Annotated in this window: 19 protein-coding genes, 1 rRNA gene and 1 other RNA gene; 11 read left to right on the top strand and 10 right to left on the bottom strand. The window is 65.8% G+C overall.

The features are described from left to right. Window positions 1–27 precede the first annotated feature (27 nt). From NOW55_RS12280 to NOW55_RS12300, 5 genes are all read left to right on the top strand, one after another. Window positions 28–1,020: a glutathione S-transferase family protein gene (locus tag NOW55_RS12280; protein WP_256400378.1), complete on the top strand. Its 993-nt coding sequence runs from the start codon at window positions 28–30 to the stop codon at window positions 1,018–1,020. Between the two features lie 253 nt (window positions 1,021–1,273). Continuing rightward, window positions 1,274–5,131, top strand: a complete 3,858-nt coding sequence (locus NOW55_RS12285; RefSeq protein ID WP_256400379.1) for a DUF7289 family protein — start codon at window positions 1,274–1,276, stop codon at window positions 5,129–5,131. A 46-nt stretch (window positions 5,132–5,177) separates the two neighbouring features. Further along, on the top strand, window positions 5,178–6,038 hold the full coding sequence (locus NOW55_RS12290; RefSeq protein ID WP_256400380.1) for a geranylgeranylglycerol-phosphate geranylgeranyltransferase: 861 nt from the start codon (window positions 5,178–5,180) through the stop codon (window positions 6,036–6,038). Window positions 6,039–6,179: 141 nt separating this feature from the next. Continuing rightward, window positions 6,180–6,812 carry an RAD55 family ATPase gene (locus tag NOW55_RS12295; protein ID WP_256400381.1) on the top strand — a complete coding sequence of 211 codons (633 nt, stop codon included), beginning with the start codon at window positions 6,180–6,182 and terminating at the stop codon, window positions 6,810–6,812. Window positions 6,813–6,851: 39 nt separating this feature from the next. Then, window positions 6,852–7,262 carry a CoA-binding protein gene (locus NOW55_RS12300; protein ID WP_256400382.1) on the top strand — a complete coding sequence of 137 codons (411 nt, stop codon included), beginning with the start codon at window positions 6,852–6,854 and terminating at the stop codon, window positions 7,260–7,262. A gap of 29 nt (window positions 7,263–7,291) precedes the next feature. Here the strand turns inward: NOW55_RS12300 and NOW55_RS12305 are convergent, their stop codons facing one another. After that, window positions 7,292–8,272, bottom strand: a complete 981-nt coding sequence (locus NOW55_RS12305) for a PLP-dependent cysteine synthase family protein (protein WP_256400383.1) — start codon at window positions 8,270–8,272, stop codon at window positions 7,292–7,294. A gap of 36 nt (window positions 8,273–8,308) precedes the next feature. Further along, window positions 8,309–8,680, bottom strand: a complete 372-nt coding sequence (locus NOW55_RS12310) for a DUF5798 family protein (protein WP_256400384.1) — start codon at window positions 8,678–8,680, stop codon at window positions 8,309–8,311. Between the two features lie 103 nt (window positions 8,681–8,783). Here NOW55_RS12310 and NOW55_RS12315 point away from each other — a divergent pair, with 103 nt between their 5' ends. Then, a complete protein-coding gene (locus NOW55_RS12315; protein ID WP_256400385.1) occupies window positions 8,784–9,209 on the top strand; it encodes a DUF7548 family protein in 426 nt (141 codons plus the stop codon). A gap of 86 nt (window positions 9,210–9,295) precedes the next feature. After that, window positions 9,296–9,606: signal recognition particle sRNA (ffs, locus tag NOW55_RS12320), an RNA gene on the top strand. 128 nt (window positions 9,607–9,734) lie between these two features. Here ffs and NOW55_RS12325 read toward each other — a convergent pair. From NOW55_RS12325 to NOW55_RS12335, 3 genes are all read right to left on the bottom strand, one after another. After that, window positions 9,735–10,661 (bottom strand): mechanosensitive ion channel family protein, encoded by a 927-nt coding sequence (locus tag NOW55_RS12325; protein WP_256400386.1) that lies wholly within the window; start codon window positions 10,659–10,661, stop codon window positions 9,735–9,737. Further along, complete coding sequence (locus tag NOW55_RS12330) at window positions 10,661–10,906, bottom strand: YhbY family RNA-binding protein (RefSeq protein ID WP_256400387.1); 246 nt, start codon at window positions 10,904–10,906, stop codon at window positions 10,661–10,663. The genes NOW55_RS12325 and NOW55_RS12330 overlap by 1 nt, the downstream gene beginning before the upstream one ends. Before the next feature lie 104 nt (window positions 10,907–11,010). After that, a complete protein-coding gene (locus NOW55_RS12335; RefSeq protein WP_256400388.1) occupies window positions 11,011–11,286 on the bottom strand; it encodes a ribonuclease P protein component 4 in 276 nt (91 codons plus the stop codon). Window positions 11,287–11,495: 209 nt separating this feature from the next. On the opposite strand from NOW55_RS12335, the gene NOW55_RS12340 reads away from it, so the two are divergent. Together NOW55_RS12340 and NOW55_RS12345 are read left to right on the top strand one after the other, a co-directional pair. Beyond that, window positions 11,496–12,560 carry a glycosyltransferase gene (locus NOW55_RS12340; RefSeq protein WP_256400389.1) on the top strand — a complete coding sequence of 355 codons (1,065 nt, stop codon included), beginning with the start codon at window positions 11,496–11,498 and terminating at the stop codon, window positions 12,558–12,560. A gap of 40 nt (window positions 12,561–12,600) precedes the next feature. Next, window positions 12,601–13,701 (top strand): glycosyltransferase, encoded by a 1,101-nt coding sequence (locus NOW55_RS12345; protein WP_256400390.1) that lies wholly within the window; start codon window positions 12,601–12,603, stop codon window positions 13,699–13,701. Here the strand turns inward: NOW55_RS12345 and NOW55_RS12350 are convergent. The 3 genes from NOW55_RS12350 to NOW55_RS12360 form a co-directional block, all read right to left on the bottom strand. Further along, a complete protein-coding gene (locus NOW55_RS12350; RefSeq protein WP_256400391.1) occupies window positions 13,683–13,934 on the bottom strand; it encodes a hypothetical protein in 252 nt (83 codons plus the stop codon). The two genes, NOW55_RS12345 and NOW55_RS12350, sit on opposite strands and share 19 nt — an antisense overlap. Window positions 13,935–14,034: 100 nt before the next feature. After that, window positions 14,035–14,424, bottom strand: a complete 390-nt coding sequence (locus tag NOW55_RS12355) for a hypothetical protein (RefSeq protein ID WP_256400392.1) — start codon at window positions 14,422–14,424, stop codon at window positions 14,035–14,037. Window positions 14,425–14,498: 74 nt separating this feature from the next. Further along, window positions 14,499–15,257 carry a DUF2797 domain-containing protein gene (locus NOW55_RS12360; protein ID WP_256400393.1) on the bottom strand — a complete coding sequence of 253 codons (759 nt, stop codon included), beginning with the start codon at window positions 15,255–15,257 and terminating at the stop codon, window positions 14,499–14,501. A 121-nt stretch (window positions 15,258–15,378) separates the two neighbouring features. On the opposite strand from NOW55_RS12360, the gene NOW55_RS12365 reads away from it, so the two are divergent. Further along, window positions 15,379–17,931 (top strand): efflux RND transporter permease subunit, encoded by a 2,553-nt coding sequence (locus NOW55_RS12365; protein ID WP_256400394.1) that lies wholly within the window; start codon window positions 15,379–15,381, stop codon window positions 17,929–17,931. Here NOW55_RS12365 and NOW55_RS12370 read toward each other — a convergent pair whose 3' ends face one another. Then, window positions 17,932–18,591, bottom strand: a complete 660-nt coding sequence (locus tag NOW55_RS12370) for a DUF8102 family protein (protein ID WP_256400395.1) — start codon at window positions 18,589–18,591, stop codon at window positions 17,932–17,934. Window positions 18,592–18,676: 85 nt separating this feature from the next. Between NOW55_RS12370 and NOW55_RS12375 the strand changes: the two genes are divergently transcribed. Continuing rightward, a complete protein-coding gene (locus NOW55_RS12375) occupies window positions 18,677–19,012 on the top strand; it encodes a BsuPI-related putative proteinase inhibitor (RefSeq protein WP_256400396.1) in 336 nt (111 codons plus the stop codon). A gap of 182 nt (window positions 19,013–19,194) precedes the next feature. Here NOW55_RS12375 and rrf read toward each other — a convergent pair. Further along, window positions 19,195–19,304: ribosomal RNA gene (gene rrf / locus NOW55_RS12380) — 5S ribosomal RNA — on the bottom strand; the annotation flags it as partial.

Below are 19,304 nucleotides of genomic sequence, written 5' to 3' on the forward strand. Positions count from 1 at the left end.
TTGCCCGGTCGATTCTAACCGGCCCCCATGCACATGCTCGTCGACGGGGAGTGGCGGACCGACGCGTACGAGAGCACCACCGAGGACGGCGAGTTCGACCGTCAGGAGACGACGTTCCGTGACTGGATCCGTGACGAATCCGGCGCGGAGTTCCGTCCCGAGGCGGGCCGCTACCATCTCTACCAGTCCCGGGCCTGTCCGTGGGCGCACCGGGCCGTCGTCGTGCGCCGACTGCTCGGACTGGAGGACGTCGTCAGTATGGACGTGGTCGACCCGTACCGCGAGACACACGGCTGGCAGTTCACCCCCACGAAGGACGGCTGCACCGCCGACACCGTCAACGGGGCGGACTACCTCCACGAGGTGTACACGGCGGCGGACCCGTCGTTCACCGGGCGGGTCACGGTCCCGGTCCTCTGGGACCGCGAGACGGGGACCATCGTCAACAACGAGTCCGAGGAGATAATCAAGATGCTCGCCGACGCCTTCGGCGAGTACGGCCGGTACGACGTCGACCTCTACCCGGCGGAGTTGCGTGACGAGATCGACCAGGTCATCGACGACATCTACGACCCGATCAACAACGGCGTGTACCGGGCCGGGTTCGCCGAGGCGCAGTCAGCCCACGAGGACGCGGTCGTGGAGCTGTTCGACGCGCTGGAACACTGGGACGAGGTGCTCGCAGACCAGCGGTATCTGGTCGGCGAGCAGCCCACCCTCGCGGACGTCTGTCTGTTCACCACACTGGTCAGGTTCGACGAGGTGTACCACACGCACTTCAAGTGCAACGTCGGTCGACTCGTCGACTACGGGAACCTCTGGGGACACACCCGGGACATGTACCAGCTTCCCGGCGTCGCCGAGTCGGTGAACATGGACCACATCAAGGAGCACTACTACACCACCCACACCGACCTCAACCCGGGACGGATCGTCCCGGTCGGGCCGGACCCGGCGTTCGACGCCCCCCACGACAGGGACGACCTCCCGGGTGACCCGCCGCCGGCGCTGCGCGAGTGAGGGCGAACAGAAGGGGTAACAAACCCGTCATGTAGTCCTGGAGACAGCTGTATTTTCACCCGCAAGTGGGTTGGATTAGCGCGACATCTGTTAGTTCATCGCTGGGTAGGCTCGAATGAAGTCCAAATTTGTATTAATAGCTTTTGGCCGACGTATTCCGAAGGTCCGTCACTGATGCGTCTTTCACCACAAAAGATGTGAAAACAAATGGCTCGTTCCAGGCAATAATATAAATGATTCGCCCGATACACTTATGCTGCGCGCGCTGCTGTTCTCAGACAATTCACTGGAGCCACCGATGTTCTCGATATCCCCCAGATTCGGCCCGTCCGAGCGTCGTGCAGCCTCTGCAATCGTCGGACTGGTGCTTCTTTTCGGGATGGTGATGGTTGGTGCGGGTCTCATCTTGATGGCGAGTATGTCTGCGACGGAGGAGGTACAGCAGCAGAACGAGCTCAACAACGCGGAACTGTCGCTGCAGGAGGCGAGCGTCAGGCTCCGGACGCTCTCCTTCCAGGACAGCGACGACGTCGCCTCGTTCGACCTGAGCGGCCGGAACTCGGACGACGTCCGGATCGAAACGAACGGGAACCTGACGTTCAGGTTGAACGGCGAGGCGGCCTGTACAGCCAGGATGGAACTCGGCTCCATCATCTACCGCAACGACGAGGGCCAGTCCGTCGCCTACCAGGCTGGCGGCGTGTGGCGCGACAGCGGTGACGGTGTGAACATCGTCTCACCGCCGGACCTGACCTACCAGACGGACCAGATCGACGGAAGGACCGTTCGGAGCATCGACTTCCCCGTCGTCAACGTACAAGGCGACCTGCAGTCGAGCTCGGGTGAGGTGACCGCACGGCAGATCGACGACGATGGGCCGGGCCTCGACCAGCAGCTCTGTCTGCCTGTCTCGGAGAACTCGACCATCGACCGGGTTCGCTCGATGACGATCACCGTCGAGAACAACACGTACTACGAGGCCTGGGAGCGCTACCTCGACGACGAGTTCGGGGAGGAAGTGCTCGACAAGGAGATCGACCACGACAACCGGACGCTCCGGTACACCGTGCCCCTCGGGCAGGACCTCTCGCCCGAGGAGTTCACCGTCGAGAACGCACAGGTGCTCGGTGGCTTCTACTCCGGGTCGGCTGCTGGGGAGATCAACCTGAAGCGGCACGGTCTCATCGACAGTTACGACGGAAGCCAGGGAACGTACGCCTCCCAGCCGGAGAACTGGGGCGAAGGAAACATCTACACCAACAGTGAGATCGACATCACGAACTCCCGAGTCAACGGTACGATATACTCGGGTTCGGGGGTCGAACTCAGCGGTGGTAACTGTGAGGTAACAGGTAACGTCTATTTCAATAACACGACTGGGTCCGGATTGAATGATGTCGGAGGGAGCTCATGTGTGGCAGGAGAGACCGACAACGGGACTCACATTCCGCCCCTGCCGGACGTCGACGAACAGATCGAGGCGGCACTGAACACGACGGCCGGCGCGAACCACAACAACCGGACCGGCGTCATCCAGAACAACGTGACGACGCTCTCGATGGGCGACACCGCGACGCTCGAATCACCGGGTGTCTTCTACCTCGACTCGCTCACGGTCCCGGAAGACGCGACGCTCGTCCTGGACACGACCAACGGGGACATCGTCCTTGCTGTCGAAGGGAACGTCGACGTCGCTCCAGGTGCCGAAATCCGGGTGCAAGGTGATGGCCAGGTCCGTGTGTTCGCCGGCGGCGAGTCCGGAGAGCAGCTCGAACTCGACAGCTCCAGGGTGGGCGTCCATGATGGAACGCAGTACACCAACCGGTCGGCCGGGTTCTGGTTCTACTGCAAGTCAGGCTGTTCCGGGGAGTTCCTCGACGGCAGCGAGTTCACCGGGGTCGTCTACGGGCCAGGGAACGATGGCGGTCAGTTCGGAATCGGACGGGATTCCGAGGTGTTCGGAGCGCTCGCAGTGGACAGGATCGACACGACTGCCGGCAACAACGGGGTCGGGAACACGCGGGCAGAGCTCCACTTCGACACCAGCGTCCAGACCGCAGAGTTCGACCGCGACGGTGACGGCGTCCCCGACAGCGAAGAGGGCGAGGGAGGCGGTGTCCCCGAGGAGTACGACGACTGCCCCGAGAGCGACGCGATGGGTGTCAATGGCTGCCAGCCCGTGACCGAGGACGAGGACGCGAACGCGCTCATCATCAACCAGTCCCACGCCCGGCTGACCGTCGTCGGCTCGATGGTTGCGGATAACCGGACGCGGACGCGTGAGGTCGGCGAGCGCGAACCGCTGGACGTGGTGTTCGTCCTCGACGATTCCGGATCGATGGGGAACCCCGAGGTGAACGAGATTACGAGTGGTCCCGTGGAACTAGATGGTGGCTGGACACTCTGGGAAACTCCCGAGGAAGCGGCTTACACCGACCCAGACGACAACGTTGTAGACGTTCCCGAAAATCAGGTATGGCAGGTAGAGTACTTAGATCCTGAATACCACAGCAACCCTACTGCAACCAGATCGGAATACGAAAACGTCGACCTGAGCAAAGGCGGTGACTGGGACAAAGACGTGGTAGAGTATGTACGAAGGCTCAGCGATGACGGAGGCGATATCACCGTCACAGACGGACAGATATGGCTTGTATCCAACAACCCGTATTTCGATGAAGGAGATGCCGGGACTGGGAGCACCCAGTGGGCTTACGAGGGGGAGACGATCGATACTGACAACTGGAACTACGTGCGGATGTATGAACTCGGAAACGATCCACAAAACCGTCGAGTAGATGCAACTGAAACGTTTATCGGTATGTTGAATGATTCTAACGGAGATCAGGTCGGTGTGATCAGGTTCGCATATTCCGGCACTCAAGAGTTATGGGATATCGATGGAGTCTCGGGTGGGGACTTCAATGGAGCAAACGCCAGTTTGGAGGATAGTTTCAGTTCTGAGGGAGGAACGCCAATGCAAGCTGCAATACAAGCGGGAGAGAGCGAACTGTTAGAAGGAGATAATGATAATAAAGTCATGGTTCTTTTAACCGACGGGCAACCGAGTTACAATTCTAACGAAGAAATCATTAGCACTGTGGAGAGCCTCAATGAAAATGTCGAGATTCAGGCAGTCGGTCTTGGTGGCGGTACCAACCAGACATTCCTTGAGGAGCTAGCCAGCACGACCGGCGGGAATGCATCTCAGGTTGATAATTCGGGCCAACTCAACGAGACGTTCCGTCAGATTGCTGGAAGCGTTACCGACGAGCGGTACAACGTCATCGAGTACAAGGACACGACGGTCGAGGTGAGCATCAACGACGAGACAGTCACGCTGTCCGGCAACGCGAACGACCCGACTGCGTCGACCCGTCCCTCGCGGACCATCAACATCGCCGACACGCTCGGCGTCGACGAGGAGCAGGTCGAGGAGTACGTGGGGACGATGCTCTCGGCGGAGGCGACGACGTACGACTGTGCCAACGTCTCCGAGACCGGAGACACGCAGACCCACGGCGGCGAGGAGTACGACGAGGTGACCTGCAACGGGACCGAGGGGACGTTCGACCAGATAGACAACACGACGTCCGACCACGAGATCTACGTCGACGGCGAGGACGTGCCGGACGACTCAGACTTCGACACCGGGTGGTTCAAGCAGCAGAGCTTCAGTCAGGTCCTCGACGAGTACGAGACCGATACCGGGACGCAACTCGTCGACGACAGCACCGACACCTTCGACCTCGGCGAGAACGACGCGGTCATCGTCGTCCGGACGAACAGCTCGAACGGCGACACGGACTACGTCGTCCTCCACTTCGAGGCCTGGAACGAGGAGCCGTGGGTCGTCAACGGCTCCGACGACGGGAGTAGCCAGGTCGTCGGCGACGACAGCTCCACCCCGGACCCGACCGACGACAACAGCTACGTCATCGACATCGACCAGAGCAATGTCGAGGTCGGCAACGAGTCCGCCAGCATCGTCGCCATGCCGGCCGACGTCACCCACGCCGTGACGGCCGGCGATGCAGGCGTCACGCCGGCTGCAGCTGGCGGTCCGTCGATGGCGCTGGCCGCCGACGCTCGCGCCCGCGCGGCGGTCTGAGCCGACAATCACGCCTTTTTTGTCCAGCCCCTCTGGAGTGGAGCGTATGACGACGACGCAGGAGCAGCTGGCCGGACTGCTGGAGCTCACACGGCCGGTCAACGCGCTGGTCGCCGGGGTGCTGACGTTCATCGGCGCGTTCGTCGCGGTCGGTGCCAGTGTGTTCGATCCGGCACCCGTGACGAACGCCGCCGCGGCCGTCGCGGCCACGGTGCTGGCCGCCGCCGCTGGGAACGCGATCAACGACTACTTCGACCGTGACATCGACCGGATCAACGACCCCGACCGTGCAATCCCGCGCGGTGCGGTCACGCCACGTGGTGCCCTGCTCTGGAGCGCCGTGCTGTTCGTCGGGGCGGCCGTCGCCGCGCTGTTCCTGCCGCTTCTCGCCATCGGCATCGCCGCGTTCAACCTCCTCTCGCTGGTGCTCTACACCAAGTTCTTCAAGGGGACGCCGGGCTTCGGCAACCTGCTCGTCGCCTACCTCGGCGGCAGTACGTTCCTGTTTGGGGGGGCGGCTGTCGGCAACGCCGCGACCGCGGCCACGCTGTTCGCCCTGGCGGCGCTCTCGACGGTCAGCCGGGAGATCATCAAGGACGTCGAGGACATCGACGGCGACCGGGAGGAGGGACTGACGACGCTCCCGGTCGCTATCGGGGAGCGGCGGTCACTGCTGGTCGCCGCCGGCGCGCTCGCACTCGCCGTGCTCGCGAGCCCGGTCCCGTACTTCACGGGGACGTTCGGCGTCGTCTACCTGGTCGCCGTCCTCCCGGCGGACGCGGTGATGGCGTACGCGGCCTACGAGGGATTCTCGGACCCGACGGCCAGCCAGTCGCGCCTGAAGTACGGCATGTTCCTCGCGGCCGGTGCATTCATCGTCGGGCGGGCCGTGGTTGCATTCGGATAGCGTCATGGAAATAACCGTTCCTGTCGAAGGTGAGATAATCAAAAACACTATAAGCTGGATGCCGTATCGTTCTACCAGACGAGGGAATGGGCTGCGCGTACAACAAACTGCGGTGCCGGTTTCAGGTGACGAGGGCACGCCATGTATGACCTTGCTGACGTTCTACCGGATGCGGAACTGGACCCTGGGACGAACCTGCTGATTGCAGGGCCGCCGCTGACGGGGAAACGACGGATCGCGCTCGACATCCTCGCCAGCGGATCGACGCAGGGCGAGGGGTCCATCGTAGTGACGACGAAGGACAGCGCGGAGAAGATCATCGAGGAGTACGCTGGTCGGGTCGACGACATCGACGCCGTGGACGTCGGCGTCGTCGACTGCGTGACGAAACAGCGTGGTGTCGGCAACGTCAAGGACGACGCCCGCATCAAGTACGCGTCCTCGCCCGTCGACATGACCGGCATCGGTATCAAGCTCTCAGAATTCCTCGAGGAGTTCTACGAGGTGCGTGGACACCGGAAGAACCGCATCCTGCTCCACTCCGTCTCGACGCTGCTGATGTACTCCGACCTCCAGACCGTGTTCCGGTTCCTGCACGTGTTCACCGGTCGCGTGCAGTCGGCGGACGCACTCGGCGTGTACGTCATCGACTCGACGGCACACGACGACCAGACCATGAACACGCTGAAGCAGCTGTTCGACGCGGTCATCGAAGTCGAGGAGGGCGACGGTGGGGAGCCCACCCTCCACACGGCCGGAATTGCGTCCAGATAACGAGATACGCTTTTCGCGCTGGCTTGCCTCTAGCGGTGCATGCCGATCCAGACCGACGCGGAGCTCGAGCAGCTGTTCGACCTCGACACCATCGCCGTCGTTGGCTGTTCCACCACGCCGGGGAAGGCCGCCCACGACGTCCCGAAGTACATGCAGGCACGGGGGTACGAGATCGTCCCGGTCAACCCGTTTGCCGACGAGATACTCGGTGAGCGGGCGTACGACTCCCTCGACGAGGTCGACCGAGAGGTCGACATCGTGGACGTGTTCCGCCCGTCGGAGGAGGTCCCTGGCATCGTCGACGACGTGCTCGAACGCGACGACGTCGAGGCGCTCTGGCTCCAGCTCGGCATCGCCGACGACGAGGCGGCCGCCCGGGCGGAGAAGGCAGGACTGCTCGTCGTCCAGAACAAGTGCATCAAGGTCGAGCACAGCCGTCTGCGCGGGTAGTTCCGGTCGATTCCGACCCCTGTAGCGCGCTACCCGTCCCACTCCGCGAAGGAGCGGTAGATCCCCTTCGAGAGGTAGCGCTCGGAGGAGTCGGGAAACACGGTGACGACGGTGTCGTAGGGCGCGTCTATCTCGCCGCTCTCGATTCGCTCGGCGACGCCCTGGGCCGCGATGCTCGCGGCGGCGGCCGAGGAGGCGACGAGCTGTCCCTCCTCGCTGGCGAGACGACTCACCTCTTCATGGGCCGCGCGGTCGGCCACCTGGACGATGTCGTCGACGAGCGAGGGGTCGAACAGCTCGTTCGTGTCGATGTCGTGGGTGCCGATCCCCTCTATCTTGTACTCGCCTTCGTCCGGGTGGGCACCTTTGAACTCGCTGTACAGCGAGCCCTCGGGTTCGACGGCGGCGACGTAGGTCTCCGGGTCCCGCTCGTGGCCGTACTCCGCGAGGCCCATCAGGGTGCCGGCGGTCCCACAGCCGGCGACGATAGCTCCGACCGCGCCGTCCAGGGCGTCGTAGATCTCCGGGGCGGTCGTCTCGTAGTGCGCCTCGACGTTCAGCGGGTTCCCGAACTGCTGGGGGACGACCGCGCCGTCCAGCTCGTCGGCGAGCTCGTAGGCCCGGTCGATGGCCCGCTCCATGCCGTCCTCGGTCGGGGTGTTGATGACCTCCGCGCCGAGGGCGCGCATGAGCTGCTGTTTCTCGACGGAGAAGCGTTCGGGGACGACGAAGACGGCGTCGACGCCGAGCTGGCCTGCCGCGAGGGCGAAGCCGATGCCGGTGTTGCCGGCCGTCGGCTCGATGACGGTGCCGCCCGGTTCCAGCTCGCCGCGGTCGAGCATCGCCTCCAGCATGTACTTCCCGATGCGGTCCTTCACGCTCGCACCGGGGTTGAACGATTCGAGCTTCGCGTACACCGACACCTCGTCGGGTGCGGCCTGCACTTCCACCAGCGGTGTCCGGCCGACGGTGTCGAGCACCGACCCCAGTGGCCGTTCGTGCGTCGTCATCGGTCGGCAATTGTTGTCGCCGGCCGATAGGTGTTATTACTCGTCGTCGGTGCCGTCTTCCGCGGTCGAATTCCCGCCTTCCGTCGCCTCGTCTTCCGTCGCCGCTGCTCCTTCTTCAGTCGCATCGGTGTCACCGCCCTCGTTGGTGTCGCCACTGCTCTCGGCGTGCGTGATGGACGCCTCGGCGATGCGCCGTTCGATGTCCAGCCCGGCGTCCTCGGCGAGCGCGTCGAGGATGACGCGCTGTTCCTCGAGCTCCCGTTCGATCGTGACGACCCGGTCGCTCGAATCCTCGATGTCGTCCTCGATGCGGGCGAGTCGCTCCCGAATGTCCATCAGCTGTGCGTAGAGCTGCTCCGCGCGGTCGGCGACGGTCTGCAGCGCCTTCGCCTTCGAACCCAGTCCCATACCCGGTCATGCGCACTCCGGGGTGTTGTGCGTTCCGCCTCCGCCGCGCCGGCCCGCCTCGTCCTTCGTCGGGCTTATGCGGTCCGCACTCGGATGCTCGGACATGGTAGACGTCCGGACGCCACCGACCGTCGGCATCGCCGCCGGAATCGGGTTCGTCATCGCCGTGTTCGCCCCGTACGTCGCGCTCTCCTCGTCTGGCGTGGCCGCGCTGGAGACGTACTACGGCTACGGGCTCGTCGCGCCGACGTACCTGACGTTGTTTGCGCTCGTCGGCATCGTCGTTCTCGCGGCCGGCCGTGAGGCCAGAACGGAACCCGACCTCGCCGCCGGGGTGGCGCTCGTCATCGGACTCGCTGCGACGCTGTTGACCCTGCTGTGGGCCACCGGTGTCGAGGAGAGCGTGGTGTCGAGCATCGGGACGGAGACGTGGCTCGCGTACCATCGGTGGGTCGTCCTCGCGCTCGGCGTCGTCTTCACCGGCACGAGCGTCTGGTACGCCGACGTTCTCGGCGTTCTGCGGGGCTGAGTCGGTCCGCTCTTCACCCGGTCGACCCCGTCGCCGCCGGTCGGTTTCCGAGTCGAAAAGACCTTAAGAGCCAAGCGGCTACGGTTGAGTGGACTAGGTCGGGCAGTTAGGCCCTGCTCGAAACCCGCGATATGGTCTTTAGCGGGGACCGAAGCCCGTGGACGTCCGGTCAGACGCGACCGGGCCCCGGGAGCCGACGTGGAAGCCTCGTCCGTCGGGGACGGCGGTCGCCGGGCGGTGCCCGCAGGGGCACTCGCCCGTCGTTGGTCGGCGGCACTGGGTCAGGCACGGAAGTGAGCAGCCCACCGTCGGACACCCGTCGCTCGATGGGTCGCGGGGTGGAGGAGGCCACCGGGACTCCCCGGCCGTGAACGCCGGGCAACCTCGGGGTCCACCACTCATATCGCATTCTCACCACCGACCAGCCGTTGGCTCGCCGACGAGCCTCGACCTCCTGCCGAGCCGACGGCTCGGAGTCGCTGCGTCGTCAGTGCGCGATACGAAAAAACGAACCGAGAGACGGCCTCAGTCGTCCGCCGGCACGTTCGCGAGCTGTTCGATCTCCAGCGCGCCGCCGACGGTACGGTTCGGGTAGGGGATGTCGATACCCTCCTCGTCGAACCGCTCCTTGACGGCCTGCACGTACTCGCCACGGGTCTTCACGAAGTCCGCACGCGAGGGGTTCTCGATCCAGATGCGGGATTTGAGCCCGACGGAGGAGTCACCGAGTTCGGTCAGCCGGACCGACGGCTCGGGGTCGTCGAGGATGCCCTCGTGGGCGGAGGCTTCCTCCAGGATGATGTCGGTCGCCTGGTCGATGTCGTCGTCGTAGCCGATGCCGAAGAGGAACTGGAGCCGCAACTGGTCCTTCGCGACCGGGTTCTTGACGACGTTGCTCGTCAGCTGGGAGTTCGGCACCGTCAGCAGTTCGTTGTCGAAGGTGCGGACGCGGGTCACCCGCAGGCTGATGTCCTCGACGATGCCGGAGTTGCCGTTCCACTCGATCCAGTCGCCGATGCGGAACGGCTTGTCGGTGAAGATGAACACGCCGGAGACGAAGTTCGCGATGATGTCCTGCATCGCGAAGCCGATGGCGAGCGTCGCCGCCGCGCCGATGGTCGCCAGGGCGGTCAGGAAGTTCCCGAACTCCGCGAAGCCGAACGCGACCGTGATGGCCGCGAAGACGACGACGAAGTGGACGAGCTTCCTGATGGGCAGCTTCGCGTGACGGTCGAGCCCGCGGCGGTCCATCACACGGTTCGCCAGCGGGAGAACGACCACGCGGCCGACGACGTACACCACGACGAACGCGATGACGAACTTCGTGAACTGCGCCGTCACGCCGAGGATGCCGTCGGGCACGCCCAGGTCAGAGAGGACACCTCTGACCCCGGTGTAGCCGTTGTTCCCCTGGAGGAACAGGCCGGTGAGCAGCGCGAACGCCCCCGACATCAGTGGTACACCGCGGTGTTCCCTCGTGTCTCTATCAGTTCCGCGTCGACCAGCTCCGCGAGCTCCTCGGCGAGTTCCGCCGTCGACGTGCCGCCGCGGGCCGCCCGCAGGAACTTCGCTTTCACCAGTTCGGACGATTTGAGCTGGTCCTCTAGCTCCGCTGTCACCGATTCGATTCCACCCTTACCGACCCAGACCGTCACGTCGAGGTCGTGTGCCTGCTTCCGAAGGTCCTCTCTACTCATTCGTGGCTCCGGCTTTGCGGGCCAGCGGTTTGAATGTTGTTCCAAACAGCCGTAAGAACCGGTATAGCGCCGCCGCTCGGGGCCGTCTCCGGCCCACTCCACCCTTACTCGTACGGGTACCGCGCGTGCGCTCCACAGTCGCAGGTGACCACCACGTGGCCGTCCTGCAGACGCACGCGCGCGTTCGTCCCCGGAACGAGGTACGCGTCGCAGGCATCGCAGGTGAAGCGCTTGAACCGCCGCGGGAGCGAGAGCCGGTTCCGCTCGGCGATGCGTCTCGCCAGCCGCACGTAGTACCGGGCCCGTTCATCCTCGCCTGCGCGGGTCGCCTCCCTCGCGAGGCAGTCGAGCCGTTCGATCCGCTCCGCCGCGACGCTCATTCCTGTCACGTGGTTTCTGGTGGGTGGGCAAAGGGCTACCGTTGTCGAGTGGGGTTCCGGCAGCTGGCCCGTCTCGGCAGCTGGCTCTCGTCCGGCGGCTGCAAACGCTCGGGAGCCGCGACGGATGGGGCCGCCACCTCGGGTGAGTCACTCCGGTTCACGAACACGAGTCGAAACCTATTTTCTGTCGTCGGGTAACCAACGGGACAGTGCGCGTCCTGAACCACCTCGAACTGGAGTCCCAGATGCACCGGAGCGGCATGGGAACGGCCGCAGACCAGCAGCGCGAGGCGCTCTCGCGGGCGGCACCGGAGATAGACGTGGTCACGTCGCCGTGGACCGACGGCTCGATGCCCGACGCGCTGTTCGCGTCGTGGGCCTACGGCGACGACCCGCTCGTGGACTACGACATCGCGCACCTGAACATGGCGGGTCCGGTGTCGCTCGGGCTGGCACGCCGGGCGAAGGCGCAGGACATCCCCCTGATTCTGCACACCCACGTCACGAAGGAGGACTTCCGGGACTCGTTCCGCTTCTCGAACGTCGTCGCGCCGGCGCTGGGTGTCTACCTCAAGCACTTCTACTCCCAGGCCGACCTCGTGCTCTGTCCCTCCGAGTACACGAAGGGGGTGCTGGAGTCGTACCCGGTCGACGCGCCCATCAAGCCGATCTCGAACGGCATCGACCTCGAACCGCTCGAAGGCTACGAGTCGTTCCGCGAGGCGACCCGGGCGGAGTACGACCTCGACGGGATGGTCGTCTTCGCGGTCGGGAACGTCTTCGAGCGGAAGGGGCTGACGACGTTCTGCGAGCTGGCGCAGGCGACCGACTACGACTTCACCTGGTTCGGGACCTACGAGGAGGGGCCGGCGGCGTCGAAGACGGTGCGGAGGTGGGTCCAGGACCCCCCGGAGAACGTCACCTTCACCGGCTGGGTCGACGACAAGCGGATGGCCTACGGCGCGGGCGACGTGTTCTGCTTCCCCGCGAAGGTCGAGAACCAGGGCCTCGTCGTGCTGGAGGCGATGGCGTGCGAGAAGGCCTGCGTCCTCCGTGACATCCCCGTCTTCCGGGAGTACTTCGAGGACGGCCACGACTGCCTCATCTGTGAGGACTTCGCGGAGTTCGAAGACGCACTGGCACGCCTCGAGGCGGACCCGGAGCTCCGCGAGCGCCTCGGGAAGAACGCCCGCCAGACCGCGGAATCGCACGGCCTCGACGAGATCGGCGCGGAGCTAGCCGACACCTACCGGGACCTGATAGCGGGACACTGAAGTCAGGTGATTTAAGTTCTCAAGGGTCAATCGGCCGATAATGGACCTTCAGGTTGCAGCCTTTACCGATACCTATCTGCCGACGGTAAACGGCGTGACCTACACTATCAAGTCCTGGCGGGACCACTGGAACCGCAACGGCGGCTGGATGGACGTGGTCTACCCGGACTCGGACGACCACGTGCCGGTGGCCAGTGAGCACCCGGTCCGGTCGGTCCCGTTCCCGTTCTACGAGGGGTTCCGCGTCGGCGCGCCACAGGTACCCGAGGTGGCGACCAATGCCGACGTCATCCACGCCCACACGGCGTTCGGACTCGGGCTCGCGAGCCTCCGTGTGGCCCGCTCCGAGGACAAGCCGCTGGTCGCCTCGTACCACACGCCTACCGCGGAGTACGCGAACTACATCGCCTCCTCGGACCGCATCACGGGCGGCCTCCGACGGCTGAGCGAACACTACGAGCGCTGGTTCTACAACCGTGCGGACCTCGTCATCACGCCGTCGGAACCGACCCGGCGGAAGCTCCTCGACGACGTCGGCGTCGAGACGCCGGTCCGTGCGGTCTCGAACGGCATCGACGTCGAGCAGTTCCGGCCGGTCGACACTGCCGCGTTCCGCGAGCGGTACGGTCTCGAGGGGACACTGGTCGGCTACACCGGCCGCCACGGCTACGAGAAACGCCTGTCGGACGTCATCACGGCCGCCGAGGGCCTCGACGTGACGGTCGTCCTCGGCGGCGACGGCCCGGCCCGGGACGACCTCGAACGGCAGGCCCGCAGTAGCGGCGTCGACGTACGCTTCCTCGGGTTCCTCGACCGCGACGAGATGGCCGCGTTCTACTCCGCGCTCGACGTGTTCACCTTCCCCTCGCCCGTCGAGACCCAGGGCCTCGTCGCGCTGGAGGCCAACGCCTGCGGCACGCCCGTCGTCGGGGTGGACGCCGGCGCGCTGGCCGAGACTGTCGACGACGGCGTCACCGGCTACCACTTCGACCGGGGCGACATCGACGGCTTCCGGCGGGGCATCCGGCGGGCGCTCGACGAGCGCGACCGGCTCTCGGAGAACTGTCTCGACCGGCGTGACGAGGTCAGCATCGACCACGCCATCGAGCGCCTGGAGTCGCTCTACGAGGACGTGTCGTAGATATCCGGCGCGAAGGTCAACCGCTTTCTGAGGCCGTCCGAGACGACCAGCACCGCGCCGAGCCCGCCCAGGGCCACGGCGGCCAGCCCGGCGGCGTGGACCGTCGGGTCGGCGGTCGCGAACTGCAGCAGCGTCCCGATGAAGAGGACCGGGGCGAACGAGAGCGTCGCCTTCGTGTGTGTGTCCGGGAGCTCCCTCGCCAGCACGTACAGCGCGACTGCCGAGAGTGACATCTGTGTTGGCACATTCACCAATCCAGCCTGTAAAAACTGTCGGCTGCCGTCCGACGCAACGAGCGACCGTCTACGCGTCGCTCGCGGCCGGAACGCTCGTTCAGTCGTCCTCGAGTGCGTCGGCGATGCGCTTGAGCGCGCGGGTCTGGTCGCGCATCTCGTCGCGGAGCTGGCGGACCTCGCGGACGAGCTCCTCGTTGTCCGAACCGCCGTCACGGCCACCGGGACCCATGCCGCCACCCGGACCACCGCCCATCATGCCGCCCATCATCTGTGCGAACGGGTTGCCACCGCCGCCACCCATGCCGCCGGGGCCGCCGGGGCCGCCGGGACCGCCACCGCCGCCCATCATCTCCTCCATGCGCTCGCGTCGGTCCTCGTCGGACTCCTCCTCGCGTCGCTCGCGGATCTCCTCGACCCGCTCGCGGAAGGACTTCTGCTCGTCGTCGCCGTTCTGGGCGTCCTCGGCTGTCTCCTCGTCTTCTGCCATACGCTTGGCTTCAGTCTCCGGCCCGAAAAGGGTTTTTCTCGCGGGGAACCACGTCACCCCACCGCGCCACCGGGCTACGGGAACGAGCCGAGGCTCGACTGGAGCCGCCGGTCGGTCGCCTCCTGCGTGACCCCGTAGCCCACGAGCTCCCGCAGGTCGACCGCGTACGTCGTCCCACCGCGGTCGAGGACGAGGACCCGTCCCTGCACCCCGCGCACCGTCCCCGAGAGCAGCGTCTCGGACACTGGGCGCACGTCGAGGTCGAGCCCGTAGTCGAACGTGTACGTCCCGATGATGTCGAACTCCGTCAGGAGGTCGGTCCACGCGGCATCGTCGACGGCCCCGTCGAGTCCGGCGATCTTCGTCGGGATGCGCACCCGGTCCGGAATCTCCTCCGCGTACTCCGCCTCCAGCTGCCGGGCGATGCGGCCGTCCGAGACGGTGTGGACGTGTGCCGCCCGGTCGGCCCCTTGCTCGCGGAGCCGGGTCTCCAGCCGGTGGGATTTCGTGACTCCGACCTTGAACACGTCGGGGGCGAACGCCGCGAGGTACACCGCGTGCTCCTCGCGACAGTTCGAGAGCGGCAGGTCGCAGTCGCCGGTACATCGGGCACACGGCCACCGGCTCGTGTGCTGGTCGCAGTAGGGTGACCCGGGTCGGTCGCAGGCGTAGTGGTCGTCGCCGTCGACGGCTCCGGCGCACCAGCGGTCACCCAGCGAGAACGACAGCGCCGTCCCGGGCGTGAGCGGCTCGTCCTCGACCGTGCCGCCGCTCGCCAACAGCAGCGCTGGCGCGTGCTCCACGGTCTCCGTCCGGTAGCCGACGACCTGCACACCTCTCTGTAACGCCGTTCGGGCTAAAGCCGTGTCGCTCGCCCGTCGCATAATCCAAATCCGATTATACTGTATCCAGATTATCGTAACGGCTTTGTCGCCTCCACCGGCAGTACCCCCCGTGAACGAGGAGCCAGCGGAACGAACGGAGGGGTCGCTGGCGGGACGGGTCGCGGACGGCATCGTCTCGCACAGCAAACTGGTGATTCTCGTCCTGCTCGTGGCGACCGCGATCGTCGGCAGCGCCGCGGGACAGGTCGAGATGTCCACCTCGACGGACAGCTTCCAGACCGAGACGGTCGCCGCCGACAAGCTCGACTACGTGAACGCCAACTTCGGCGACCCCGACGCGGTGAACCGGACCACGGTACAGATCGTCGTCCGGAACGACAACGTCCTCACGCGCGAGTCGCTGCTCGAGGTACTCGCCTTCCAGCGGTCGCTCGCCGAGAACGACAGCGTCTCGGCGACCCTGGCCGACGAACCGAGCACCGTCAGCGTCGCCAACGTCGTCGCCATCGCGGCCGTCCAGCAGGAACGCGCGCAGGCCGGCCGTCCCGGCGGCCCGCCGCCGAACCTCAGCCGGCAGGTCGAGGCGGTCGAATCGCGCAACGCATCGGAGGTCGAAGACATCGTCGAGCGCGTGCTCTCGCCGGACACCGACGCGCCGACCGGCGGGCAGGACCCCCTCACCCTGCTCCCGACGCACTACGAGCCCGGCACGAAGACCACGAACGCCACCGTCGTCGTCGCCTTCCAGGAGACCGGTGGCGGTGACGGTCTCCCGGAGAGCGTCTCCAGCGCCCAGCTCCTCATGCAGGACATCGCGGCCGACCGCTTCGGCGACGACGCGTTCGTCTTCGGCGTCGGCATCGTCGAGGACGAGACGGGTCGCTCCATCGGCGACAGCTTCGCCATCATCGGCCCGGTCGCCCTGCTGCTCGTCATCCTCACCCTCGTCGTCGCCTACCGCGACTTCGTCGACATCGTACTCAGCACGCTGGGCATCGGCCTCGTTCTCGTCTGGATGCAGGGCTTCATGGGCTGGTTCGACATCCCGTTCGGGACGACGCTCATCGCCGTCCCCATCCTGCTCATCGGGCTGGCCATCGACTACGCGATCCACGTGTTCATGCGCCACCGCGAGGTCCGCGCCGGGACCGATGACCCCGGTCCGCGCGACGGCATGGTGCTCGCGCTCGGCAGCGTCGGCATCGCCCTCGTCTGGGTGACCGTCACCACCTCCATCGGCTTCCTCTCGAACCTCGTCAGCCCGCTCGCGCCGTTGCAGAACTTCGGACTCGTCAGCGCGGCCGGCATCGTCAGCACGCTCGTCGTCTTCGGCGCGCTGATCCCCGCACTCAAGGTCGAGGTCGACGCCCTTCTCGAACGCGTCGACCTCGACCGCCGGAAGTCGCCCTTCGGCGGCGACACCGCCGTCGTCGGCCGACTCCTCTCGCTCGGGACCGTCGGTGCGAAGCGTGCACCCGTCGTCGTCCTCCTCGTTGCCGTCCTGCTCAGCGGGGTCGGAGCCTACGGCGGCACGCAGGTCGACACCAGCTTCGACCGCAGCGACTTCCTCACCGAACAACCACCCGACTGGATGGAGGAACTCCCCGAGCCGTTCACCCCCGGCGAGTACAACATCCGGCAGAACGCCGAGTTCCTCAACGACAACTTCCTCCAGCAGCGCGACACCACCCGCGCCGAACTGCTCATCGAGGGGCGCGTGACCGACCCCGGGACGCTGGACAGAGTCGTCGCCGTGCGCGAACGCGCCGCCGACGGCGAGACGGTCATCACGCTCGCCGACGGTGAACCGCGCATCCTCGACCCCGTCACGACCATCCGGGCCGTCGCCGCACAGAACGAGACGTTCGCCGCGACGGTCGCCGCCGCCGACACCGACGACGACGGCGTCCCCGACGAGAACCTCACCGCGGTGTACGACGGACTCTACCGCACCGCCCCCGAGCAGGCCCGTCAGGTCGTCGCCCGGAACGGAGCCGGCGAGTACGACGCCCTGCGCGTGCAGGTGTCCATCCAGGGCGGTTCGCCGGTCCCCCAGGTCCGCGACGAGATGCAGGCCGCCGTCGAACCTGCACAGGGTGACGGCCTCACCGCCACCGCGACGGGCCAGCCCGTCCTCACCGCCATCGTCCAGGACGGGCTGCTCGAGACCGTCGTCGTCACGCTCGTCGTGACCGTGCTCGCCGTGCTGGCCGTCCTCGTCGTCGGCTACCGGATATTCGACGGCTACGCGAGCCTCGGCGCGCTCACCATCGTCCCCGTCGTGCTCTCGCTCGCGTGGGTGCTCGGCGTGATGTACCTGCTCGAGATCCCCTTCAACGCACAGACCGCGCTCATCACCAGCCTGGGTATCGGGCTCGGTGTCGACTACAGCATCCACATGTCCGAACGCTTCACCGACGAACTCGAACGCCTCGGCAGCGTCGACGACGCCCTCACCGCGACCGTCGACGGGACCGGTGGCGCGCTGCTCGGCAGTGCAGTGACGACCGCAGCCGGCTTCTCGACGCTCGCGCTCGCCATCGTCCCGTCGCTCCAGCGCTTCGGCATCGTCATCGGCGTCGCCATCGTCTTCGCGTTCGTCGGCGCCGTGCTCGTCCTCCCCAGCATCCTCGCCCTCTGGGGACGACGCGTCCCCAACTGACTACGTCGACCCCACGTCGTCGCCGACGGCGATGTGGACGCGCTCTTCGTTCTCCCACGTCGCCTCCCCGTCGAGGAACGCCGCCACCCGGTCGACGAACTCGCCGTGCTCCATGCCGATCCCGCCATCGCTCAGGTCCAGCGCCACCGTCTCGACGTCCTCCAGCACTTCCCCCTCGCCGCCCATCACCGAGAGGAACTCGTTCGGCCCGACCGCCTCGCCCGCGCGGAGACGGTCCGCGACCGAGTCCAGCCCCGTTCCGAGGGTCACGTCCACGTCGAACGTGACGTCCACGTCGACCGTGCTGTCGAACCCCTCTGCCGCGTATGCTTCCTCTGCACGCGTGATCGCTGGTCCCAGGACGTGCTCGAACTCCATGCCCGTCTCCTTCATTCCCATGTACGCGAACGTCTGCATCCCGACCAGCCCGTACCGGAACGCCGGATCGTCCATCCCCTTCTCGAAGATCTGCTTCCTGTCCTTGCGCTCCAGGTTGCGGACCAGCAGGTAGAAGTCGACGATACCCTCGGTGACACGCCTGCGGATACGCGCCTCCGCGTTGCGCTTCGACTGCTCGTGCTCCATCTCTTTCAACCCGAGGAGGTACTCGCGGTCCGCACGCGACAGCAACCCCCGCGGCCTGTCGGGGTCGAACTCCATAATCCGTTTTCGGTTATGCGAACACCAGATATAACCGTGACGACTCGGCGGAACGCCTATGGGTTCCCCGACGGAACGGCAACCCATGTCGCTCACCGGGCAGCTCGACGTCGATCCGTCCACCGACGAGGTCTCCTTTACCTTCACCGTCACCAACGACGGCCCCGACCCCGTCGACCTCCAGTTCTCGAACGCACAGACCCACGACGTGCTCGTCGTCGAAGACGGCGACACCGAGATCTGGTCGTTCGCGGAGGGTCGCATGTTTGCACAGATGCTCCAGTCCACGACACTCGAACCAGGCGAGTCGATCACCTACGACTGCGCGTGGGACGAGCCCGAACCCGGCAGCTACACCGTGACCGCGTTCCTCGCCGCGAACAACGCCGACTGCGACGCCAGCGCCGAGTTCTCCATCTGAGACAGTCGTCGCTGGATGGTTCGTGTGTACGCGCAGTACGGGTGAATGACCGAGTTGTCGTTCTCGTGAACGACTCCAGACGACCGACCCAGCTGTCGCTCTTCGAGTCGGAATCGACCGACGAGCCCACACCCCGTTCGGTGAGGCTGTCGCTCGTCGAAACGTATGAATGAAGTATGAATGGGAGGCGGCGAATCGCGTTTCCCAGAGGCTCGCGCACTCCAGTACTCCCCGACACGCTGGCGAGCTTAACTTCCGTGTTCGGGATGGGTACGGGTGTTACCTCGCCGCT

The organism is Haloarchaeobius litoreus (genome assembly GCF_024495425.1).
In the GTDB taxonomy this organism is placed as follows: Archaea; Halobacteriota; Halobacteria; order Halobacteriales; family Natrialbaceae; genus Haloarchaeobius; species Haloarchaeobius litoreus.

What these genes read in the sequence shown, in the direction of transcription:
- NOW55_RS12325 (WP_256400386.1), bottom strand. Translation starts at nt 10,661, where the DNA reads ATGTCGGGGGCGTTCGCGCTGCTCACCGGCCTGTTCCTCCAGGGGAAC.
- NOW55_RS12310 (WP_256400384.1), bottom strand. Translation starts at nt 8,680, where the DNA reads ATGGGACTGGGTTCGAAGGCGAAGGCGCTGCAGACCGTCGCCGACCGC.
- NOW55_RS12300 (WP_256400382.1), top strand. Translation starts at nt 6,852, where the DNA reads ATGCCGATCCAGACCGACGCGGAGCTCGAGCAGCTGTTCGACCTCGAC.
- NOW55_RS12305 (WP_256400383.1), bottom strand. Translation starts at nt 8,272, where the DNA reads ATGACGACGCACGAACGGCCACTGGGGTCGGTGCTCGACACCGTCGGC.
- NOW55_RS12295 (WP_256400381.1), top strand. Translation starts at nt 6,180, where the DNA reads ATGTATGACCTTGCTGACGTTCTACCGGATGCGGAACTGGACCCTGGG.
- NOW55_RS12350 (WP_256400391.1), bottom strand. Translation starts at nt 13,934, where the DNA reads ATGTCACTCTCGGCAGTCGCGCTGTACGTGCTGGCGAGGGAGCTCCCG.
- NOW55_RS12285 (WP_256400379.1), top strand. Translation starts at nt 1,274, where the DNA reads ATGCTGCGCGCGCTGCTGTTCTCAGACAATTCACTGGAGCCACCGATG.
- NOW55_RS12345 (WP_256400390.1), top strand. Translation starts at nt 12,601, where the DNA reads ATGGACCTTCAGGTTGCAGCCTTTACCGATACCTATCTGCCGACGGTA.
- NOW55_RS12370 (WP_256400395.1), bottom strand. Translation starts at nt 18,591, where the DNA reads ATGGAGTTCGACCCCGACAGGCCGCGGGGGTTGCTGTCGCGTGCGGAC.
- NOW55_RS12290 (WP_256400380.1), top strand. Translation starts at nt 5,178, where the DNA reads ATGACGACGACGCAGGAGCAGCTGGCCGGACTGCTGGAGCTCACACGG.
- NOW55_RS12375 (WP_256400396.1), top strand. Translation starts at nt 18,677, where the DNA reads ATGTCGCTCACCGGGCAGCTCGACGTCGATCCGTCCACCGACGAGGTC.
- NOW55_RS12315 (WP_256400385.1), top strand. Translation starts at nt 8,784, where the DNA reads ATGGTAGACGTCCGGACGCCACCGACCGTCGGCATCGCCGCCGGAATC.
- NOW55_RS12355 (WP_256400392.1), bottom strand. Translation starts at nt 14,424, where the DNA reads ATGGCAGAAGACGAGGAGACAGCCGAGGACGCCCAGAACGGCGACGAC.
- NOW55_RS12335 (WP_256400388.1), bottom strand. Translation starts at nt 11,286, where the DNA reads ATGAGCGTCGCGGCGGAGCGGATCGAACGGCTCGACTGCCTCGCGAGG.
- NOW55_RS12280 (WP_256400378.1), top strand. Translation starts at nt 28, where the DNA reads ATGCACATGCTCGTCGACGGGGAGTGGCGGACCGACGCGTACGAGAGC.
- NOW55_RS12330 (WP_256400387.1), bottom strand. Translation starts at nt 10,906, where the DNA reads ATGAGTAGAGAGGACCTTCGGAAGCAGGCACACGACCTCGACGTGACG.